Below are 19,363 nucleotides of genomic sequence, written 5' to 3' on the forward strand. Positions count from 1 at the left end.
ATCTTCACCCCTCTTGGGTTTTGATAAGGAAAATTTTCCTTAGCTTCTGTTTGATCCATATATATAGAAAAAGAGACCTGCCGCTTGGTGACGGAGGTCTCTGTAAATGTGTAACTACCGGTTGAAAAAACTGAGGATTTCAGCGATTCCGCTTCTTGTCAGTGGTTTTGGCTCTTCAATTTCACCGCCATGAAGGCGAATTTGGTCTTTCATTTCCTCGTTCATGTCATCAAATATAGCGATTACTTCATACCAGTTATGATCGTACCAGGGCTTTGCAAGTTTACGGCGAGATAACCTGCCGTAAAGCTCGTCCATTGTTAATGGCTTACTTTCTTCCCCCGGTATGCTCTTGCCCCGACTTTTACGCTCAGGCCCCTGGCTTACTGAAGAGAAATCGATCAACCGCTTCCTCCAGCACATCAGGAATAAACTCCTCAATGTCCGCCCCACTGAACCCTTCGATGAACACAATATTCAATATTTCAGACCACTTCTCGTACGTAGCCTTTTGTTCATCTCCTTCTTGGAATACAGCAGCATATTTCAGTTGAGTCAGCCCATTTTTGTACAACGCCCCAACCTCTTTGATTTGCTTGAGTGTACCGACTCTAAGAGTCTTGCTGACCTCTGGGGATAGAGTGATTTTTGGTCCAATCCCCATAATTAAATCCATCTTCTCTTGATCTTCCATATTGCTTGCCTCCATGTATTAGAATATGGGGACTTTCGCCCCCAATTAATTAGGCCGTTAGAATATCAATCGCTTTTTTGTCTGCCCGACTTGGATCGAGCACCGCAAGTTCGATAGAACTGGTGGTTGCCGATTTCCGTTGCTGATCAATGACGAACGATCCCAGCATTTGAGACTTATAGATGACAATAACGCATTCAAACCATTCGTTAGTTTCATCATCCAAGGCTTTACCGTAAGCTACGAATTTATATGCCTTATTTTTAGTGTCCGTCTTGATGGACGTAGCCGTACCAGTAGCAGAGGTTGAGTCGTAAAAGGCACGAACGTCTTTTCCTACCAATGTTGAATCGCCCAAAGTTACAACACCGGCTACTGTGATCGAATATTGAAGTGCAGTAGGTGCAGAAGCAACGCGTGTTAATTGCACCCCTGAGTTTGTCAAACCTTTTGTTGCCACGATGATTCGGTCGCTGCCAGCAACCAGAGTTGCTCCTTTAGACAAAGTGAAGGTTGCTCCAGTCAAAACTGTGAGTTTTTCGACACGCGGCACTACTGTACTGCCGGTTGTAATTTCTGCTCCTGTCGCTGCGACAAGTTGGTTAAGGTCCAGGACGGCGTTTTCAATTTGCACACTTGATTCCGCGTCCTGTTCAGTCAAGTGAAAAGCATACTTGCTTGTACCGCCGTACACACGCTGCTGCGGTGCGGCAATTGTCAGCGTTAACTTTCCGAGCCGTTCAAAGTAAGCCATTGGATCTCCAGTAGCAAGATCAAACAGGGCTGCATTCGAAATGTCATCTATAACCCACTGTTTCGGTGAAATACCCATTCCTTATCCCTCCTTAGGACATTAAAAAACCTAGCCGTTAATGATTACGGATAGGCGTTTGTCAATTTCGGTAATCTGAGCAAATTCTTCTTTGTTTTGATAATCTTCAACTGGATTAAAAGATTCCCATATGCCGAGTTTTCTAGCTAGGGAAACTTTTTCTTTCACCAGCTTCTCAACTTCAGACGGATCTTTTTTGAGATCAGGCTTATCCATCAATGGTTCACCCCGTTCCTCGTATTTCTTCACTTATACTTTATACTGCCGTTTATCCTGCTATCCTGCTTAATTCGTACGGATATAATCGACATCATAAATTCCTTTGTAGCCTTTGACGCCGGCTATGCCAGTGGAAAAGTCGCCATCATAAGCAAGACTACAACGGAAGGAATTGAATCCCGGTTGAATAATATGGTCGTCATGAAAAAGCTTGAATGATCTTTCGAACAGCAGTTTCGCTTCATATCCCGTCTTTCCGTAAAAGTCCAAACAAAACTTCCCTTTAAAAACAAGATGATTTCTACCATATTGACCCGGCATAATGTACTGACAGATATGAGGTACTGTATCCTTGGAGACCACAATTTCCGGCTCCACGCCTTTTGTAAATCGCGCCGCCATCTGCTCGCCGTTTGCAGTAGGTAAAAGCTTAAGCAAAGCCATGAACGCCGCGTCAGCCTTGTGTGTGTTCTGTATAGCGTCAATCAGTTGTAAACTCATTGCTTGTCCTCCAGAAAGTACCGGTGGTACGGGAAGTTTTCAATTACCTCTGCGATGCCTTGCAGGATTCGGGTTCGGTTGGACTGGATAGCGATACGCAGGAAATAGGTTGGAGGTGTTGGCTTGAACTTTGGATCAATATCACCGCGTTCAGCTAGTTCCTCCAGGTCCACTCCAGCATAACCACCACCTGAATATCGCATTGTTCCATCAATGCTTTTGTAATTTCCTTGCCCACGCCCGACAACCACCTTCCTACCGCGCGATCTCAGACGGTTCCATGCATCGGAATTCATGTAGGTAACCAACCCAGGGTTTTGCGAAGTATCGGCCATTAAGGAACCTTTACCGAACTGTTCAAGCCATGCCTGCCAATAGTCGGCGGTGATGTCGCCTTCGATCATTTTGTTTGCAAGCACGAACATTTCCATCTGTATCTTGTCTCTTACTGCTGGATAATACCGTATACCGCCCTTGGCGGTCAGTAACACCAGTTTCGTGAGTCCGGTAATCTCAACTGCCAACTTGCTTTCGAGGTCCTTAGACGCCCTTACGGCATCATATCCGGTAATCATCGGACACTGTCCGATAACTGCACATGCAGGAGATTGGGGTATTTGACCACATCAACGGCATCTACCTGATATGCCTTGCCGTGCAGAATGACTTGATCGGGGTGGATGGCATCTTGCGGATCTTTTATATCAACCGTTGTTTGTAACTGCAACGTGTATGATGTGGAGGGCAGCAAGCCCGGATCATCCTGGCGAAGCCGCGCTGTGACGTATTGAGCAAAGGCGATAACATTCTCGGCAATGGGTCTATATTCTTCATCGCCGATAGGATTGTCATTATCGTCGTATTCTTGCGAATAGCGCTGTACGGTGATTGTTGCATTGGTCTTGATTAAAGAACAGTATTTATCCCTCTCTGTGGTCAAACGCAGTGTCTGTACAAGAAACGTGTCCCCGTTATCAATCAAGTCTCCAGGAGTCACTGGGGAAGTTGGCGCAAACACGCCATTATACATGTATTCCTTACCGACAATCGTCGTTGCTCGGGTATCCCTGGACAGTATGACGACATCCGGCAATCCATTGACAGTACAAGGTGAATGGCGGTGAGCAAATTGTTTGAACATTAGCAGTTCCGCCACCTTTCCTTGAATCGCGTTGGACCAGCAACGCCGAATATCGGAGCATCAGCGCTCGGTGTAACTGTAGATATCAGATCAATCAGTGCATAAGCATCGTCAACCAGTTGGATTCCATATGCACGCCAGTCCACAACTTGATTCTCAATAGAGAAATCGAAGTCTTTCTTGGACTTGGCGATTCTGGCCGTCATGGATGGAGCCAGCATAGCAGCGACCATAGTTACAGCCGCTGCATACACATAGTTCCTATCATCATCAACCAACTCGGCGTAGTCCGGCACTGCTGCAATCACCTTAGCTTCGGCAATAGTTAAAACAGAAAGGGCGTCTATATCGGCATCGGATATTACATCCTCACCGACTCCTAGACGCCCTCTTATTTCCTCGTGGTACGTTTCCGTAGTGAGGATCTTATTTGCCATCACCGTCACCACCGGCAGCGCTGATAGCCTTCTTCAACTCTTCAGCGTCCATTTTGGTATTGCCAGGGATTTTCAACTCCTTAGCCGTTGCCTTCAATTCTTTCACTTCATCGTCAGCTTCTCCGTTATCAGACTTGGATTGTAGTTCGGCAATTTGAGCTAACAACTCAGCTTCACGATTCTTGGATTCGTTCAACTCGATTTGCAGCTGCTGTTCTCTCTCCGATGTATCTCCTGAACCATTTGAGTCGCCTTCGATAATCTCGGCAATGAGTTCACCAGTTGCTAGGTTTTTAACTCCATCCCGAGCAATTTCAATAAGACCTTCGGGGGCATCTTTTACGATATCCCCCGGAGCCCAACCGCCCACGTATCCATTCAGTATTCTTACAATGGTCATGTTAACCTCCTTCCTTACGCGATAGTCGCGTAAACATGCCAGTTTGTATGACGCATACGAGGCAGCACGGTAGCACCATTAACGATGGTCCATTGTTTTGGATCATCACCGATTTCTTTCGTCAATGCAAACTTGCCAACATGGCCGTTGAAAATGTCCTCGTAGTTATTAGGGCTTGTTACCAAGTCCATCATGTTTCCGGTCATGCCTTGACCTACCATAATTGCAACGCCGTCCGGAATGAATGGCTGGAAGTTACCGGCATCGTCAATGTATCCACCGTCATAAACCTCATACGTCAAGCCGCCCAACTGCTGTTTAATGATGAACGACAATGAATCAGCAGCAATAAGATCACGGCCATACTGTGTTCTCAGCAAGTCGCGGATTTTTGCATTCTGCTTCAAAAGGTTGTCTGTCTTCTGATTTACGAAGAAACCATATGGTCTTGCACCGGTTCCACGGAATAGCAACTTCCAAAGGTCCAAATCAGACAATGGATCAGCAGCAGCCAAGTTGCTCCAAAGAGTCGCGGCCGTTGGTTTGTTTGCAGCAGGAACTTTGTAATCAATCGTTCTTGAAGGCATAGTTTTGGTCGCTGGGATTACAAGAGTTCCCGAGAGTGGTTTCCATCTCATCCACTCGAATCGCGTTTCAAGGCGACCGTTCAAGTTGACGAGTTGCTCAACCATGTATTCTTCGCCCCAGAGTTCATCCAATGGCCCACCAGGCTTGCGAAGCTTAGCAATCTTCTCGCGATCAATAATTGCTTTTTCACGCCATTCCTGGTTGGTGAAGTTCATGTGACCAACCGGTGGTGCAGAGTGGATAGGCGATGGATCATTCATTTGAGTAGGTGGTGTCATGCCAGTATCGTCATTGACGATGTCATACTCGATGGTAAGGCTGGTTTCCGTTTTAAGATCTACGCCGCCAGTAAGCAGTTGCGCTCCACGAAAGGAATTGATATCAGTGCGAATATTCTGAACTACCTCAGTTTGGTAGTATGGATCAAGTACGTTTGGCAATTGTTTTTCCTCCCTTAACCGAAGTAGCAGAGCTTGAGCGCTGTTTTTGCGGCAGTATCAAGACCTGTCAATTTTGCTGAATCAAAAATACCGGCAATCCATGCCGAAGCCGGCATGTCAGTAAGCGTAGTGTCCTGGTCGTTATCAAGGATGCACAGCGCTACTTCTGAGCCATTAGTTGCTGCTGAACTGTAAGCCACTGCTTTGTCTTTGTCTGCTCCGGCTGTTGAAATCTTGCCTATGATAGTCCCTTTTTTGACAATGCCTTGACCTTGCTTCAAAAGGATTCCGCCTGGCAGTTTCGCTTGGAGATCCGTAGAAAGCAGGACCTCTGTGAACTCCTGTGTAAACATTTGCCCTGGGCCGGGATATCCGCCGTAATTATTTCCGTTCATACTTTATTTCGCCTCCTTCATAATTCCGCCGTAGCCAGTCTTAGAAAGCGATGCCCGAGCTTCAGTCTTGGCCGCTTCTCTCAGTTGTTCCGGCGTCTTATCTGTAGGTTTCTGTGGATTTGCAGGAGCCGCACCACTCAGAGCTCCTTCAGGAAGATTAAGGTCTTCGCCCGTGGTATGTCGTCCGCCGCCACCCAATGCAGCCTGTGCTTGGGCTTCATAGGTCGCGTTGATCTTCTCAATCTCAGTTACCGGTAAATGGGACAGCGCTGTCTTCATTGCTTCAACGTTGAAGGCATCACCCAATGCCCGGACACCGGCTCCGCAGGCTTGTTCAGTAACCTTGACCTTGTATGCTGCTCCGTCAGCTGCTTGAGCGCTCAGCGCTGTAAGCTTCGCCGTGATATCAGCATCATTCTCAACACCCAGCGCTACCCGGACTTGTCCCAGCACCCCACTTGCAGCCGCCAGCGCAGTTGCTTGTGTTTGTGCCGCTGCTAAAGCTGCCTTTTGTTCTTCTGTCACAGTGTCATCTCCTTCGGCCAGTATCTTGGCCTGTTCTAATGTGTGGTGCTGTTTGGATACAAAAGCATTCATGCCGCCTTTATTGCTGAAAAAATAAAAGACGCGTCCATCGCCATCCAGCGACTTCGCATCTAAGGGGAGTGGTTCGTATTCAGTTTGCTGCTGGTCATCCGCTTCTTCATGAGGTTTTGCAGAGAGAGATCCGCGAGTAATTCCAGCACCTTCGTATCCACCATCAAAGACGATGGAGTTCTCCATGATGTATCCATCATCAGCGAGGACAAGGCATTCCTTACCTTCGTACTCTTGGCCTCTCATATGAGAGCATTCCGAACCTCTGAAATAATCCCCGCCGCAGATACTGCAAGTGTGTTTCGTGGAAACAAACCCGGCTGAAGTATCAAAGATTGTACCTGCATCAATGCCTATAGCCAGTTGGTCTGTCGAGATACCGTTAGCTTCAAGGCCTTTTGCCATGTAGTGGTCGCCGTATAGTTCCAGTTCGCCGCCTTCTTCAACAATCTTGCTGTCAAAGGTCCGTCCATAAGGAAATGATAAGGCATCCCACTTTTGCCAAGGATGATCTACCAGTAAGGCGACCCCTTCTTTAACTTGATCGGCCATTTTCCGAAGGAAATTTGGAGTTACCTTCATCATGTACTTCTCTATTCGCTTGGTTCCAATAATCCTGGCCTGAAAGACATTGACTTGTTCATCAGTAAGAGGTACTAGAGCTTTCTGATTAATCTTCGCCAATTGCTCGGCTGTAGGCTTTGCCATTTACTTCTTTTCACCTCCCTCTCGTAATGAAAATTAGATTTGGGATCACCTCTCGCGCTCAAGGTCGCATCAGAATCAAACTCTTGCAGGCCAGTCCCATTTACCACCGTCTTGGCCCTGAACAACGTTTTGATTGAAAAACAATCCTGTTGGGTTGAGCACGCACAAGTCCACGCATGTTGCATTGTGAACTTGAGTAATTACCGCCGCTCTCGGTTCGCTCTTGTATTCACCGCCGGGCGTACCATAACTGAAATAGTGAACCATACGTCCTACTGTTGGTTGCATATTGGCTATTCACCTCCATTCGGTGGAATCTGTTGGGTAGGATCGGTTTCATGCTTCTTTTCAAGTTTCGGTAACAGCTCGGCTGGGATTTTCGGGTCAAGTCCCATTATCCAACGAGCTTCAGTAGCCGCTTCTCCTGGAGTGATGTAAAAGTTTTTCTCAGCTAGAACGTAATTGTTTAGCTTTGACCTTAGATCACGTTCACGTTCCATCTCAGAACGTAAGTCAATCGGAGCATAGTCAGCTTCTATTTGTGTCTGTACTCCACGCACTCTTACAGCCATAGAAAAAGCCCGCTTCCAGAAACGTTTGGTTACGCTCCGGGCGGACTCTACGGACTTGATATATATTTGGGTATCCACTGAGCTGTATGTCTCTGTGGAACCTTGGTGCCGGGATAACAAAGTAAGTAGCGTCTTTAAACCTGTCGCCATCTGAGTATCAATGATGTCGATCAGCTTCTTGATGTCGATCATCGGGCCACTGTTACCGCCCTTCAAATATTCGACCTTTACGCTGTCCCAATGGACTAAGGCATCGTCTGGATTGAGTGAGTTGAAATGGTTTAGCATCTCGTCCATTCGTTCCTTGAGCCATGTCTGCTGTGCTGCGGCGTTCCCTTTGATGCTTGTCGGCATATTCTTCAGCATGATTTCCTCAAGCATGGATATGTCTAACCGTGGATAGCCTTGGTTGTGAACAACCGCCTTGAGATCCTGAAGCACCTGCAGGTGGAAAAACACAACTTGTAGCACCGGCAGGAACGGTGTGCGTCCGTATGGATCATCAACCATTGGGTCGAACTCTTCATAGATGAAGGTTGGAGTGTCGATCTTCTTGTATTGCCCGAACCATTCTTCGCCTGTCTGCCTGCTGCCGGGATTCTTGACATACTGCCACGGCACCAATCTATTCGTGACCGGCTCCCTGCGAAACCAGATCAACGCCGGATCTACTGGCACAATGTCGATTACATCATTGCATCGCTCATTTAAAATTACTTCACCGGCGCATGCCCCGCGAACCATTATCATCATGCGCTGAACGGTGTCAAGTTTATCCAAAGAACGTCCGTGCTGATATCCAGGTGAAGCCAACGGTGTCTCAAGCATCTCCTTAATTGCATCCAGTGCCCATTGTCCAGACTTGTCGTCTGTGCCTGTCTTCTTCTTGGCCGTGAACGTCAGTTCTGTATCGCCCATTCGCAAGTAAGTATATAAGGCATGTGAAATATCCGGATGGGTTGATATCAGAAGCTCAAGCAATTCTTCAGCCGTGTAGCTTTGCAGCTTGGTGAAATCAATGGTGTGCGCACGCTGGTACTTCTTCGGTAGCCAATTGAATATGCCCCAGGCATTGTTATTGGTTGGCACTGTTGATCTGCCAACACCCATCATCTGACGCTTTACAGATGCCGGTAAGATTGCATTGGCAGCAGAATATATGAGTTTATGATACCATTTCAAGTTTTCACCTCCTCACTCCAGAAATAACATTTTGTTTTGTATTAATAGATGTAATCAATGGGCGGTTTCAGATCTGGAACTATTTCAAGTGGAATGCCGAAGTAATCCATGATTTGATGATCAGACAACAATGACCGCGTTTCAATCGGTATAGTCCCTTTAAGGTTCTCAAAGATCTCTGGTCGCATTTTGATTAATCTGGGGCTATGATGCTGGGTCTTTTTGTTAGACATGCCATTAACCCATGCTATGAGATCTTGTACAGGATCAAATTGGTAGTCTGCAGAAAACATGGTTTTCTTTGGTGCTACTGCCTTTAGATCAATGCAGTCTTTGTGACCCCGCGCGACTTCTTGGCTATCTTCAACCTTTAGGAATACTGCTGATGGATCAACCAGTAACCCACATTCAGTGCAGGTCCTGCTGATCTCAATGCATTTGTCACACTTGCCGATATTTAACTGCTTCACTTCTTCCGTTCTACATGCTGGGCATCTCATGGGTAACATTCCTCCAGACATAAAAATAGAAGGCAGGAAAAATTTCCTGACCTTCTGTATTCGTTCATACTTCTATGGATTAATAATATCATTGGATTTATTCGGTGTTACTACGGCTTTTTTGGTAATTTCACACCGCCTTCTTCGTCGAAGAATTTAATTTCACCTGACTTTACATCTTTTAGTATGGCCTTAGCAAAGAACTCTGCTTCTGAGATAATTTGATCTGATATTATGTCATAAGTAAATGTGATTTCATCTACTTTTTCTTTGAGTCCATTAATTATCATGAATGCATCTGAATAATTGAATGTATGCACTAAATCAGTGAAATCGGAAAGTTCAATTTTATCTATTTTCAATGGGCTAGGTAACTGATTAGACAATTCATAAACATCTGTTATTCTATCTCCCATTTCATTTATTAAAACCATTTTATCCATTAGTTCATATAACTGAGTATTATCTATTGCTTCCACAGATCCATTTTTCTCGGACCACTCCTTGTTAAGTACAACATTCGTTTTCTTTATCTTACTTGAATACGCAGTTATGTCAAAAATGATTTTTCTAATTCTGCCTTCCCAATCTTCATCATTAGGTTCTCTCATTTCTTGTAATGAAATCCCATAGTAATCAGCAAAATTTTTGGCGCCGCTCTGGTAACCTTTTTTTGTAACGAATATCCCATTAATACTGCCTATGTCATAAACAACACCAAAGAAGTCCCTAATTCTTCCTATCTGGATATCGTGTGTATAATTCTTGCATTCTATTGCAATTCTGTGTTTCTGCCCAACCATTTCGAATTCCCAATAAACATCAATTTGATGTTCACAACCAGATCTGCCGCGAACCTTGACATTATGTTGAATGTCAATAGTGTTAATCCCCTCAGCCCTATGAAGTATTTCGTATAGTTCTTTTGCTAGTAACTCATACTGAATATTCGGATTTGCTTCCATCTGAACATATCACTCTCCTAGTATTTGTTATTGCCTCTTTATTGTAACACCTCCAATACTAGGAGATATCAGATTTCCTTTGAATTTTCAGATACAAAAACAGAAGGCGAGTTTTATCTATTCACCTTCTGTTTTTTTGTGCCTATTATTTGTTTTATTCTTTGTTGCTACGGATTTCCAACCTGACAATCCTTGCATTTTATGTCGTCTTATATTCTTCGTGTATGAACTCGAATTGCACAAACCGCATCTCCATAATGAACCGCCATTTGCAATCCATCGATTTCCCAACCAGCCGATGCGAGATGTAAAAACGAATCATTAGCCGACCACTCTGGGTGAATAAATCCCAAGGGATAACGCGCTCCATATACTCCATCTGCTGAATGTACATAGATGAACTGTAAATCTGACATAGCGTAACCAAAGAGTATTCTAGTATTCAAAGCAACAAATTTTTTATCTGGATTGTAACGAGTTTCAAGACGTGTTTTTATTTCTCCTCCATATGTTTGTGAAGCATCATCAGTAAGATGTTCACCAGAATCACCATTGTATATCAGTCGTATATTCGATAGAGCATCACCAGGATGCTCGAAATAGATAAATCCTGTCATCGACGAACCGCTTGGAATAATTATTTCTGGTCCTTTTTCATCAAAAGAAACATCCTTGTAATCCCATGGGCCCCACCCTTCGATATTTAACAATTCACCCGAATCGTTGTTCGTTCTGTCTCCAATCTGTTTTACTAATTGTTGGTAGTCTTTATCGTGCATCATAGCACCTCCTATAATATATTTTGACTCAGGTTGCAATTATTTATTCGCCCTTCGATAAACAATTTAAATTATCTTCTAATTGATACTCCGCTTATTCTTGGAAGCATTACATGTTATTTACTTGGTGGACGGCGTAATCTCATTTGATGGGCCATGCCGCTATTGTCTTCTAAAAGTTACGCCTCCAATGGATGGAACCATAATGTGTTCCGGTTCTTCAACCATGAATTCTCCGAATGTTAGAACATATGCGTCAGCTCGGTCAGGTGACTTAAGTCCGCGCTTCTTCATATCTTCCTTACTCTCAAGAATCATCTTCCCTTTTGAAGTCATTCGCCATTTTCTTGTGGCCAATTGTGAAATTAGAACATCATCATCCGGCAATTGCATGACTCCTGGATCTCCATTGATGAAGTTCGTCAGATTGGTTTCCAAGTCCGTCCTGATTGATTGCCACATCTCCGTAACCAGGTTAGCGCAATACTCATCCAGCGATGATGAGCCATTGTTAACCGGCACCACCTCCCAGCCGTATCCTTCTTCGTTAATGACTTCGATCAGACGATCTGTTACGCCACCACCGACACCGGTGTCATCGACATTAAATTTGACATGTTCAACCTCGGGATGTTCCAGTAGCATATCCTTGGCTAATCGAATAGCATTCCCCACGGTAACCATTGTGCTTTCTTTGAAATGGCTATGTTGACCGACTGTCTTTTTGCCTATACCAGCGTACATTGCTGTTTCATCATCGCCATAACGGGCAACGTCTACACCGATAACCAGAGTTGTTCCAGTTACCTTTATTTGTACCTCTTTGGCTGCATGCTCCGCAGCTTCAAGAGTTATGAATGTGCCGGCCTCGCCTCGTGGGAATTGCCCTTGAACTCGAACACGGTAAACATCACTACCCTCGCCATACTTTCTCTTGAGCATTTCAATGTTTTCTTTACTGGTACGCGGACTATCAAGGCATGATACCTGATGCGTTTTGTAGATGGCTCGGTCTCTATTATGAGAATCAAAAAAGAACCCACTCGTTTTAGTTGGGTTCCCGCACATGAATAGCTTATTATATTCACCGGATAGAGTACCGAAAATTGCAGCCATGATCCTATCATCTACACCTGAGGCTTCATCTACAATGAACAGCATGTAATCCTCATGAAACCCTTGCATGTTCTCCGGTTTGGTCGCTGTCCTTGCTGTAGCAAACCATCGCTCCTCATGGTTCTTCATGTATACCTTAGTTTTGGTCCATTTGAGGATACGTTTTAGGATCGGGCTCTTGGATTGCCACTTACTGATCTCAGCCCACAAGACATCATTTAGCTGTTGCCTTGTAGGTGCTGTACAAACCACTCGGGGATACGGGAAGCAGCATAGGAACCATAGGGCAATGGCTGCCTCAAGAGCGGTCTTTCCCACTCCTTGGCCCGATCGAACAGTCACGAACCGGTGATTTGCTATATCACTTGAAACTTCTTCTTGCCATTGATCTGGGTTAAAGTTAAGAATTTCTTTGAAAAAGGTTTTTGGACTCTTTCTATAAATAGGAATTCTCTTTTTAAAGGCAGACATCCGTTTTGTTATACTCTCCGTTTTCATCACGCCTTGACCTCCTATTATTTATTTATTGATAAAGAAATGTATCCTGATCAAAAGAAAAAACGCCTCCGCAGGCGCTCAAGTTTTATATATGAAGTTAGGTGTTCGGGACTGCGTTTTCTGGCCATGTTATATTTCATCACCTACGAAGATTGATGTATAATTTAGGAAACAAATATGGAGGTTCTTGAATGAGCAAATATTCAGCCCTTGAAGAGTACTTTAAAAAGCAAGTGGAGATTGAATTGACACTTGCTGAGATTGAAAAAATCCTTGGCAGCAAATTGCCTGAATCTGCATTTAAAGATCGAACATGGTGGGGAAATACTTCTCATCCAACCAGAACACAAGCTCATTCCTGGATTAATGCTGGCTGGAAGGTTAAATCAGTAGTTCTGGGTAAGAGCGTAACTTTTGTCCGAGACAGTTCTGAATAATAACAATTCATTCTTAAAGAGGAGTGTTCAAAATGAGCCATGAAATAAAAACCGATTCTTCCAAACAAGAGTATATAGAAATTGAAACAGTAACAGGGGTTGAAAGTCTAAGGGTAACTTATGTTAAAGACGGGTTTACAGGAAAGCCTTGTATTCGCCTTAACATTCGGCCACACGGCAAGTCTCCTCGTCCAGGTCCAGAATTTGATATTGAGCATGCTCCAGATCTTCTTTCGGCGATTGCTCAGTTATTGATGGATGTTAAATAAATAACTTTGCCCCTGCGATAAAATGTAGGGGTGTTTTTATGTTAAGTCGTTTTTGCTGTTGGTTAAGAATTCAAACTCGCGCACACATCATTCATGGTAAAGATGGAAAGATCCAAACTAAAGATAGTCACGGCAATGCCTCATTTCCCCCTAAAGGTTAACGTAATAAAGCCGCTGAATATTCTCAGCGGCTTTATTACTGGAGTTATGAACTGCCCCATTACTAGCTTGACTAATTTTCAGATTATAAATATATCATGTCAAAGCCCTAATGAATTCAATTGCAGGTACATATCCCGGCCAATGAGCGGTCATTCAGATATCAATTAGTATTGGAATTCGCTGAATCCAATTGGTTTACTGAGTAGTCTAGATGATCTAATACTGTATTAGTAAATTTGCACAAATTATTATAGGGGATGTTCAGTTGAGTTCTAGGATTTGAAATACTTCTCAACGCAAAATGAAGTTTAGCTTGTTTATATACATAGTGATTAAGATCTTGTACATATTTATAAGAATTATATAGTTCTTTGTCTATTTTTGGAGGCAAGAGTTTGTTTAGAGATGTGTTAATTAGGTCATGGTACAAATATAGGGATAAAGAATTAGCAATGGAAATCATGTATTCCCATTCTTCGCGTGTGGTATCAATGCTACTTTCACCGAGTGCCTCGCTTAAAATCTTGATTGAATTCCTGTTATCCCTCAATTCTGTTAGAACCCTATCATATTTGTGTTCTAAAGTTATTCTTTCTTCTTTTAGTTTTTCTTGTGCTTGGCGTGATAACTGCCATTTAGCGAGCCACAACGCAAGAATAGCTCCTAGAAAAACTCCTGAGATAGTTATTGTTAGCTCGGGCCATTTGCTAGTCAATTCATTCATATATTTAATCACTCCATTTTTTTACTTTTTCATATTAAATCTACAGGAGTTTACTCTCTTTGTAAATTTAGTTTGAGATATAATTCATCTTCCCTCAACATCTATTTATCCTTACATATTCAGAAGTCTTATTGTGCAATCCACTCCTCAACTTCTCTCAATAATAAATTATGATCTATCACCCAAACTTACCGAATAAATCGAATCATACTGATCCTTATACTCCAATAACGCACCTGTTGAACTTAATTTTTGCTTGCCTCCTCTGTTACCGCATCAACCCAATCTTCTATAAGATCATCCTCAGAATCTCCTGTGCCATTTTTTAGTTTTTCTATTTCAAAACGTGTCTTCTCAATCTCGGCCTTCATTTTGTCCAACTTCAACCTGCGTTCGTCTTTCTCCGGAGCAATCTCAATAAACTGTTTAATTGCCGATCTGAGCTCCTTCATTACAGTAGCTTCAGCTTTGATGGCGCTATTGTACTTATCCCAGGCTTGTTGATACTCCCACTCTTGCTCGGTTCCAAACATGCCAGGCTTTTTCTTTTTAAGTACTTTCGTAACATCGTCCTTATCCTTAACATGGGTGATACGGCGTCCCCAAATGAGGCGTTGATACAGACTAAGTACGTTCTCCCAGATCATATCTGCCGGGCTCATGGTTTCTACGATCTCACGGATCTCCATGAATTCGGGGTCCTGAGGCATGAACTTGCTGAAGAACCCGTGCTTGAGCGCTTTCTGATTCCCTTTGGGTCCACCCTTTCCACCCTTATTCCCCTTCGCGTTCTGATTGCCCTTCTTAGCTCCTCGTGGTCTGCCTGATGCCGGTATTTCATCCCACTTATCGGCGCTTTTCCACCTACGGACCATCGATGGATTGATCCCCAGTTCTGCGGCAATTTCGCTCAACTTCTTCTGCCTTCCACTCTTCAGCCATATCTTCAGCGCCTTTTCACGATCTGGGCTTTTCTCTCTTGTCAACTAACTTCACCTCGGCCTTACTACGTATTTGAGTTGGACCCTCTTTTGAAAGGTCTAAATTGGTCAAACGTTACTAATGAAAATAAGCCTCAGATTGAACTCAGGCTTGGGCTGCTTGCTGTATTCTACTAATATTTGTTAATTGAATTCACTTTAATATATATTGTATGTCATTCGTAAAGTACGGATTTTCCTTGATCTGATTTGATTTGTTCTTCATTCCCCCAAATGAATTCATCATGACCCCATTGTAGTTCATTCGTTAGAGCTCAAAGTCCTCCAAAGCATCGTCTAGGGTGTCCTGTAGTAGCCCTACATACCTCAGAGTCACCTTTTCCTCTGAATGATTGAAGTGATCCATTAGTAACGCTATGTCCTTCGTTTCGAGGTACAATCTATAACCGAATGTCTTTCTCATGGAGTGTGTTCCGATCTCTTCGAGATTAAGTTCTTTAGCAGCGCCTCTAATGATTTTGTACGCCATGTTTGGTGTGATCGGATACGCCTTACCTCTTTTACGCTTTCTGCTTGGAAATAAATATTCAAAATCGGCTTTGTCTTTGATGTAGGCATCGAGTGCTTTCCGAAGTGATTTTCGAATAAGAACACTCTTTACTTTCTTTGTCTTTTTTTCGGTTATCGTTATGTGAGTACCTTTTACATCTCGTACTGTAAGTGGAAGTATGTCTGATATGCGAAATCCTGTATTGATTCCTACAAAGAACATGATGAAGTCACGAATATTTTTGAAATATAAGTATTTCTTCATAGCATCTAGTTTTTGGGGATCTCGTATTGGTTGTACGAATTTCATTTCATCACCTCCAATTTAGAGTTAAGGTAAATTTTCCTGAGCAAAAGAAAAAGCGCCTCGAAGGGCGCTCATACGTAAATTTTATTCATGGTATAGGCGGCGTTGGTGGTGGCGGTGTATAAGTTACGTAAAGATACAGCGTCTTCATATTACGTATTGATATAAAAATTGAGTGAAGAGTGATTGACATCCAAAACCAGGCAGCACACCATCCCCATACTGGTATAAGAACGTTCATCTCAGTAGGTACAAATGATCCTGTGTAGAAAAGCATTACGCTTAATAACACAACAATTAGTTGGACTATTACTGCCCACGTAAAGAATATGATAAGAATCTCGTATACCGACAAGCTAGTGGGAGTGCTTCTCCTATTTCTAAGAGCATCGGAAATGCCTCCTGCAGTTGCTATTATCGTTATACTTGCAATATTAAACCCAGCTAATATCGATATCGCAGCTATAACCTGACCACTAAGTTGTTGAAAAATACCTATTAGTCCTTTGAAATCATTAATGTATCTAGAAGTTAATAGAAGCAACAGAGCTGATATTAGCATTGGCAGAAAAATGTCCATGATAAGTTCAGACTTGCTGGAATTACGCCAGTATTTTGCTAACGTAGTCCAAGGAAAACTGTTAGCCTTTATGAACTTTTTCATGCCACTAATCATAATATCATCCCCTTAAACGTCTTCTATTTGTTGCAATTTCACGTAATGTATCCTCAGTTGATGTCAATAATGGCTGATTGTTATTGTCCACTTCAACTTTCCGTCTGTACTTTTCCTGTGATTCATCCAATCTTATCACTTTTTCTGCGCCAGCGAGCTTGCCTCGAACAACAATTTTTGTAACACCTCTTTGGTCTTTATATTTTTGAACCAAAGGAAACACACCATGCAAACCTTCTCGTTGGTATTTTGCTTCAAATTGCAATTTCACATCAGTAGCATGAATTTCCTCAACATCATTCTGTAGCGCTCTTACAGCCTCGTTTTCGTCAGCAACTACTTCAGAACGAGACACTTCAATTTCCACCTTGTGTATCGTGTTTAATTCACGTATTCCATCAAAAAAATTATTCTCAAGAAGGGTGCATACTTGAATGTATGTTAATGTATTTGCAGCAATAACCCCTGCGCCTAACCTTTCTATATACTCTTCAAACCTAGGACGATTTAATCTAATATTACTCTGTAGCAACAATAAGCCGTCGGCTTTCTTAATAATGAAATAAGTGGATTGGTTTTCACCTTCTCTCACCAATTTAGGATTGGGGCGCCGGGTCAAGTTATCTGCATGAAGTAACTCCCCAACCGTTCCGTACTCAGCTGAAGAGAACCTACCAAATATATAATGCTGATCCTCATCTAAATGATCGAGATACATCAACCATGAATCTTTAAATCGAATGGTTCTATCAGCATCATTTAATGCGTAAATCGAAGCGAAAAGTTGTGTGGTAACTGTTGCATCCCATTTAACCGCATCAACATCTTGTCTTCCTCTGGTATCCAAGTAATGCATGTCTATCTGATAAGCATTAAAGCTTTTTGATTTTCGTGGCATAAACATCCCCCTTTAGTTAGGGATATTCTTCCACACCGATAATGTATATTCCTTCTTTTTACCCATAAATCGACATAAATACAAACCCATTGCACTATACAATAGGTTTGTATTTATCTGTTTTATCGATTTGATATGCTCTATGCCCCATTTTGGGCTTCACATTTGAATGCGTCCGGTGTTTATTCACGTATCCGGTCCACGCTCTCGATCCATATCTTTAGCCGCTGAGATCACGGTTGCCCAGGAGGTGTCGGGTATGAGCTGCGGTGTGATATGCCCGTCACAGATTGCCGCAACCAGATATGGAGTAGTACGGAAGCTCTCGCCTCGGTATCTTTATTATATTTGGGGTGTTGTGCTGCTGCGCTACGGAAATTAGTGTCAGTTATTCCGAAAGTGTGCCCACCATTTCAATACTTGTCCCTTTAGGTAATTTTTCATCAATTATTATTGAAATACCTTGAAAAAAAGTAGGCTCAGTTATGCTCTCAAACTGGTCGCCTTGATAATTGAATATTACTTTCCACGTTTCACTGCGCATCCTTATTTCTTCTGGTCGTTCTCCAAATTCAGATTCGTGTTCTTCGATACCTTCCAAAAGAGTTTTTTTAGTTATAGGTTCCAATCCTAGGTTATGTACACATATTAGCACTTCAAGTTTATACGGAAAAGAAAAACAACCGCTCTAGGTATCTACCCTTCGCGGTTGTTGAGTTGTCCTAATCCTTCTTTTTTATACTTTTGTCCCCATAATTGATTATTAAAACTTCGAACTGCACTATTAAGAGATTCTTCGCTATACATCATACCAATTAATGAAGAACGCATCTTCGCCCTAAAGTCGAGCAGTTTCTTCGCATGGTCGAATCCACCCATCAAACAATATCTCCATGCTTCTTCGACTGTAATGGTGTAAGACTTTATAAGTTCCTCTATTTCTTTTCTCATATAAGATGGTACATCGATTAATTCCATACCATTACCTCCTTACACATCCCAGTTATTTAGTTGTCTTAATCCGATTTCGCCTTCCTTATTTCGTCCACGCCCGTAATCTATCGTCACATAATCCAGCGTCCCATTAAACAGCAACGTGTTAGCAAGGGAGGCAATGACTTTCCGGCGCTTCTCTGCGAATGTAGTGGCTTCTATGCTGTAAATCCCTTTTTTCCTTTCATGCCTCATATATTCTACGGCGTCTTTGTATCTGAATTTCCTTTCGCCGGTAAATAGTAATTCAACAATTTTAAACTCATGAGGATCAATGATGTTATTTGCTGCGTGCATCACAGCTTCTGTAACTCGTTTATATAGCATGTAGTTAAGATGGCGTGTCTCTTTAGCTATGAGTACGTTGGCTGGTAAATTGGAAACGTGGTCGCTGGTGCTGAGGCGTTTGACGGCCCCCTCAACACCAGCCATGTCAAAATCATTTAATCCGTTTTCCTGCGGCTGCTTAAGGACAAATTCATAACTGTCCACCAGCCCCTTGATGGTCCGGTAACTGCTTAACAGCCAGAGTGCTTTGCGTATATCTTCTTGGTCGGCGTTGGTGAAGAACTGAACCTGATAGGCTCTCGTTATATCTGCCAGATCATTCTTAGGAGTGAAGTCTTTATTCGGTGCAGGTATTAACTCTATCATTAGCATAACCTCCTTGCGTTTGTCTTACATATTTACAATCAGTATAGAGTGGATTTCATACGGAGTTACTACGGATAATTGGGATTCAGTTATGCCGTATGCTTCTATGCCCCGGCGTCTGCATTCCTCTGGATCTTTGTCGATCAGGTCGTAATCGTCAATCATTGTAGAGTTGTTGTTTTGCATGGC

General features: G+C 42.9%; 29 protein-coding genes. 2 read left to right on the forward strand and 27 right to left on the reverse strand.

Features of this window, described 5'->3' with window-relative positions; all coding sequences use genetic code 11:
* Positions 1 to 114 precede the first annotated feature (114 nt).
* The 18 genes from NSU01_RS19785 to NSU01_RS19870 form a co-directional block, all read right to left on the reverse strand.
* Entirely contained in the window at positions 115 to 405 is a 291-nt protein-coding gene (locus NSU01_RS19785; RefSeq protein ID WP_076242934.1) for a hypothetical protein, read from the reverse strand.
* A complete protein-coding gene (locus NSU01_RS19790; RefSeq protein WP_076242933.1) occupies positions 371 to 694 on the reverse strand; it encodes a hypothetical protein in 324 nt (107 codons plus the stop codon). Before NSU01_RS19790 ends, NSU01_RS19785 begins: the two co-directional genes overlap by 35 nt.
* A 49-nt stretch (positions 695 to 743) precedes the next feature.
* Positions 744 to 1,526 carry a hypothetical protein gene (locus tag NSU01_RS19795; protein WP_076242932.1) on the reverse strand — a complete coding sequence of 261 codons (783 nt, stop codon included), beginning with the start codon at positions 1,524 to 1,526 and terminating at the stop codon, positions 744 to 746.
* Positions 1,527 to 1,556: 30 nt separating this feature from the next.
* Positions 1,557 to 1,742, reverse strand: coding sequence for a hypothetical protein (locus NSU01_RS19800; protein WP_042136422.1), 186 nt, complete (start codon positions 1,740 to 1,742; stop codon positions 1,557 to 1,559).
* A 69-nt stretch (positions 1,743 to 1,811) separates the two neighbouring features.
* A complete protein-coding gene (locus tag NSU01_RS19805) occupies positions 1,812 to 2,246 on the reverse strand; it encodes a hypothetical protein (RefSeq protein WP_042136421.1) in 435 nt (144 codons plus the stop codon).
* Positions 2,243 to 2,770 (reverse strand): hypothetical protein, encoded by a 528-nt coding sequence (locus NSU01_RS19810; RefSeq protein WP_231575357.1) that lies wholly within the window; start codon positions 2,768 to 2,770, stop codon positions 2,243 to 2,245. The genes NSU01_RS19805 and NSU01_RS19810 overlap by 4 nt, the downstream gene beginning before the upstream one ends.
* 47 nt (positions 2,771 to 2,817) lie before the next feature.
* Entirely contained in the window at positions 2,818 to 3,387 is a 570-nt protein-coding gene (locus NSU01_RS19815; RefSeq protein ID WP_042136418.1) for a hypothetical protein, read from the reverse strand.
* Positions 3,387 to 3,824 (reverse strand): hypothetical protein, encoded by a 438-nt coding sequence (locus tag NSU01_RS19820; protein WP_042136416.1) that lies wholly within the window; start codon positions 3,822 to 3,824, stop codon positions 3,387 to 3,389. Before NSU01_RS19820 ends, NSU01_RS19815 begins: the two co-directional genes overlap by 1 nt.
* Positions 3,814 to 4,224, reverse strand: coding sequence for a hypothetical protein (locus NSU01_RS19825; RefSeq protein ID WP_076242930.1), 411 nt, complete (start codon positions 4,222 to 4,224; stop codon positions 3,814 to 3,816). The genes NSU01_RS19820 and NSU01_RS19825 overlap by 11 nt, the downstream gene beginning before the upstream one ends.
* Before the next feature lie 14 nt (positions 4,225 to 4,238).
* Positions 4,239 to 5,252, reverse strand: coding sequence for a major capsid protein (locus NSU01_RS19830; RefSeq protein WP_076242929.1), 1,014 nt, complete (start codon positions 5,250 to 5,252; stop codon positions 4,239 to 4,241).
* Between the two features lie 14 nt (positions 5,253 to 5,266).
* Positions 5,267 to 5,647, reverse strand: a complete 381-nt coding sequence (locus NSU01_RS19835) for a head decoration protein (protein ID WP_076242928.1) — start codon at positions 5,645 to 5,647, stop codon at positions 5,267 to 5,269.
* A gap of 3 nt (positions 5,648 to 5,650) precedes the next feature.
* Positions 5,651 to 6,952 (reverse strand): hypothetical protein, encoded by a 1,302-nt coding sequence (locus NSU01_RS19840; RefSeq protein ID WP_076242927.1) that lies wholly within the window; start codon positions 6,950 to 6,952, stop codon positions 5,651 to 5,653.
* A 75-nt stretch (positions 6,953 to 7,027) separates the two neighbouring features.
* On the reverse strand, positions 7,028 to 7,240 hold the full coding sequence (locus NSU01_RS19845) for a hypothetical protein (protein ID WP_076242926.1): 213 nt from the start codon (positions 7,238 to 7,240) through the stop codon (positions 7,028 to 7,030).
* A gap of 5 nt (positions 7,241 to 7,245) precedes the next feature.
* Positions 7,246 to 8,706: a hypothetical protein gene (locus NSU01_RS19850; protein ID WP_076242925.1), complete on the reverse strand. Its 1,461-nt coding sequence runs from the start codon at positions 8,704 to 8,706 to the stop codon at positions 7,246 to 7,248.
* Between the two features lie 41 nt (positions 8,707 to 8,747).
* A complete protein-coding gene (locus NSU01_RS19855) occupies positions 8,748 to 9,206 on the reverse strand; it encodes a hypothetical protein (RefSeq protein WP_076242924.1) in 459 nt (152 codons plus the stop codon).
* Between the two features lie 110 nt (positions 9,207 to 9,316).
* Positions 9,317 to 10,171: a restriction endonuclease gene (locus NSU01_RS19860; RefSeq protein WP_076242923.1), complete on the reverse strand. Its 855-nt coding sequence runs from the start codon at positions 10,169 to 10,171 to the stop codon at positions 9,317 to 9,319.
* A gap of 209 nt (positions 10,172 to 10,380) precedes the next feature.
* Positions 10,381 to 10,953, reverse strand: coding sequence for a hypothetical protein (locus NSU01_RS19865; RefSeq protein WP_144025997.1), 573 nt, complete (start codon positions 10,951 to 10,953; stop codon positions 10,381 to 10,383).
* A gap of 159 nt (positions 10,954 to 11,112) precedes the next feature.
* Positions 11,113 to 12,564, reverse strand: coding sequence for a terminase family protein (locus tag NSU01_RS19870; protein WP_076242921.1), 1,452 nt, complete (start codon positions 12,562 to 12,564; stop codon positions 11,113 to 11,115).
* Between the two features lie 191 nt (positions 12,565 to 12,755).
* On the opposite strand from NSU01_RS19870, the gene NSU01_RS19875 reads away from it, so the two are divergent.
* Complete coding sequence (locus tag NSU01_RS19875) at positions 12,756 to 13,001, forward strand: hypothetical protein (RefSeq protein ID WP_076242920.1); 246 nt, start codon at positions 12,756 to 12,758, stop codon at positions 12,999 to 13,001.
* A gap of 32 nt (positions 13,002 to 13,033) precedes the next feature.
* Positions 13,034 to 13,270, forward strand: coding sequence for a hypothetical protein (locus NSU01_RS19880; RefSeq protein ID WP_076242919.1), 237 nt, complete (start codon positions 13,034 to 13,036; stop codon positions 13,268 to 13,270).
* Positions 13,271 to 13,592: 322 nt separating this feature from the next.
* Here the strand turns inward: NSU01_RS19880 and NSU01_RS19885 are convergent, their stop codons facing one another.
* From NSU01_RS19885 to NSU01_RS19925, 9 genes are all read right to left on the reverse strand, one after another.
* Positions 13,593 to 14,156 (reverse strand): hypothetical protein, encoded by a 564-nt coding sequence (locus tag NSU01_RS19885; RefSeq protein ID WP_076242918.1) that lies wholly within the window; start codon positions 14,154 to 14,156, stop codon positions 13,593 to 13,595.
* 245 nt (positions 14,157 to 14,401) lie between these two features.
* On the reverse strand, positions 14,402 to 15,142 hold the full coding sequence (gene terS / locus NSU01_RS19890) for a phage terminase small subunit (protein WP_076242917.1): 741 nt from the start codon (positions 15,140 to 15,142) through the stop codon (positions 14,402 to 14,404).
* Between the two features lie 262 nt (positions 15,143 to 15,404).
* Complete coding sequence (locus NSU01_RS19895) at positions 15,405 to 15,956, reverse strand: tyrosine-type recombinase/integrase (RefSeq protein WP_076242916.1); 552 nt, start codon at positions 15,954 to 15,956, stop codon at positions 15,405 to 15,407.
* 85 nt (positions 15,957 to 16,041) lie between these two features.
* Positions 16,042 to 16,629, reverse strand: a complete 588-nt coding sequence (locus NSU01_RS19900) for a hypothetical protein (protein ID WP_076242915.1) — start codon at positions 16,627 to 16,629, stop codon at positions 16,042 to 16,044.
* A gap of 4 nt (positions 16,630 to 16,633) precedes the next feature.
* A complete protein-coding gene (locus NSU01_RS19905) occupies positions 16,634 to 17,527 on the reverse strand; it encodes a hypothetical protein (RefSeq protein WP_076242914.1) in 894 nt (297 codons plus the stop codon).
* 388 nt (positions 17,528 to 17,915) lie between these two features.
* Entirely contained in the window at positions 17,916 to 18,155 is a 240-nt protein-coding gene (locus NSU01_RS19910) for a hypothetical protein (protein ID WP_144025996.1), read from the reverse strand.
* Positions 18,156 to 18,223: 68 nt separating this feature from the next.
* Positions 18,224 to 18,505, reverse strand: coding sequence for a hypothetical protein (locus NSU01_RS19915; protein WP_076242913.1), 282 nt, complete (start codon positions 18,503 to 18,505; stop codon positions 18,224 to 18,226).
* Between the two features lie 12 nt (positions 18,506 to 18,517).
* Entirely contained in the window at positions 18,518 to 19,174 is a 657-nt protein-coding gene (locus NSU01_RS19920; protein ID WP_083705275.1) for a hypothetical protein, read from the reverse strand.
* 24 nt (positions 19,175 to 19,198) lie between these two features.
* Complete coding sequence (locus NSU01_RS19925; RefSeq protein WP_179093441.1) at positions 19,199 to 19,360, reverse strand: hypothetical protein; 162 nt, start codon at positions 19,358 to 19,360, stop codon at positions 19,199 to 19,201.
* Positions 19,361 to 19,363 lie beyond the last annotated feature (3 nt).

Source organism: Paenibacillus sp. FSL H8-0259, from assembly GCF_037963255.1.
Classification (GTDB): domain Bacteria; phylum Bacillota; class Bacilli; order Paenibacillales; family Paenibacillaceae; genus Paenibacillus_AQ; species Paenibacillus_AQ phytohabitans.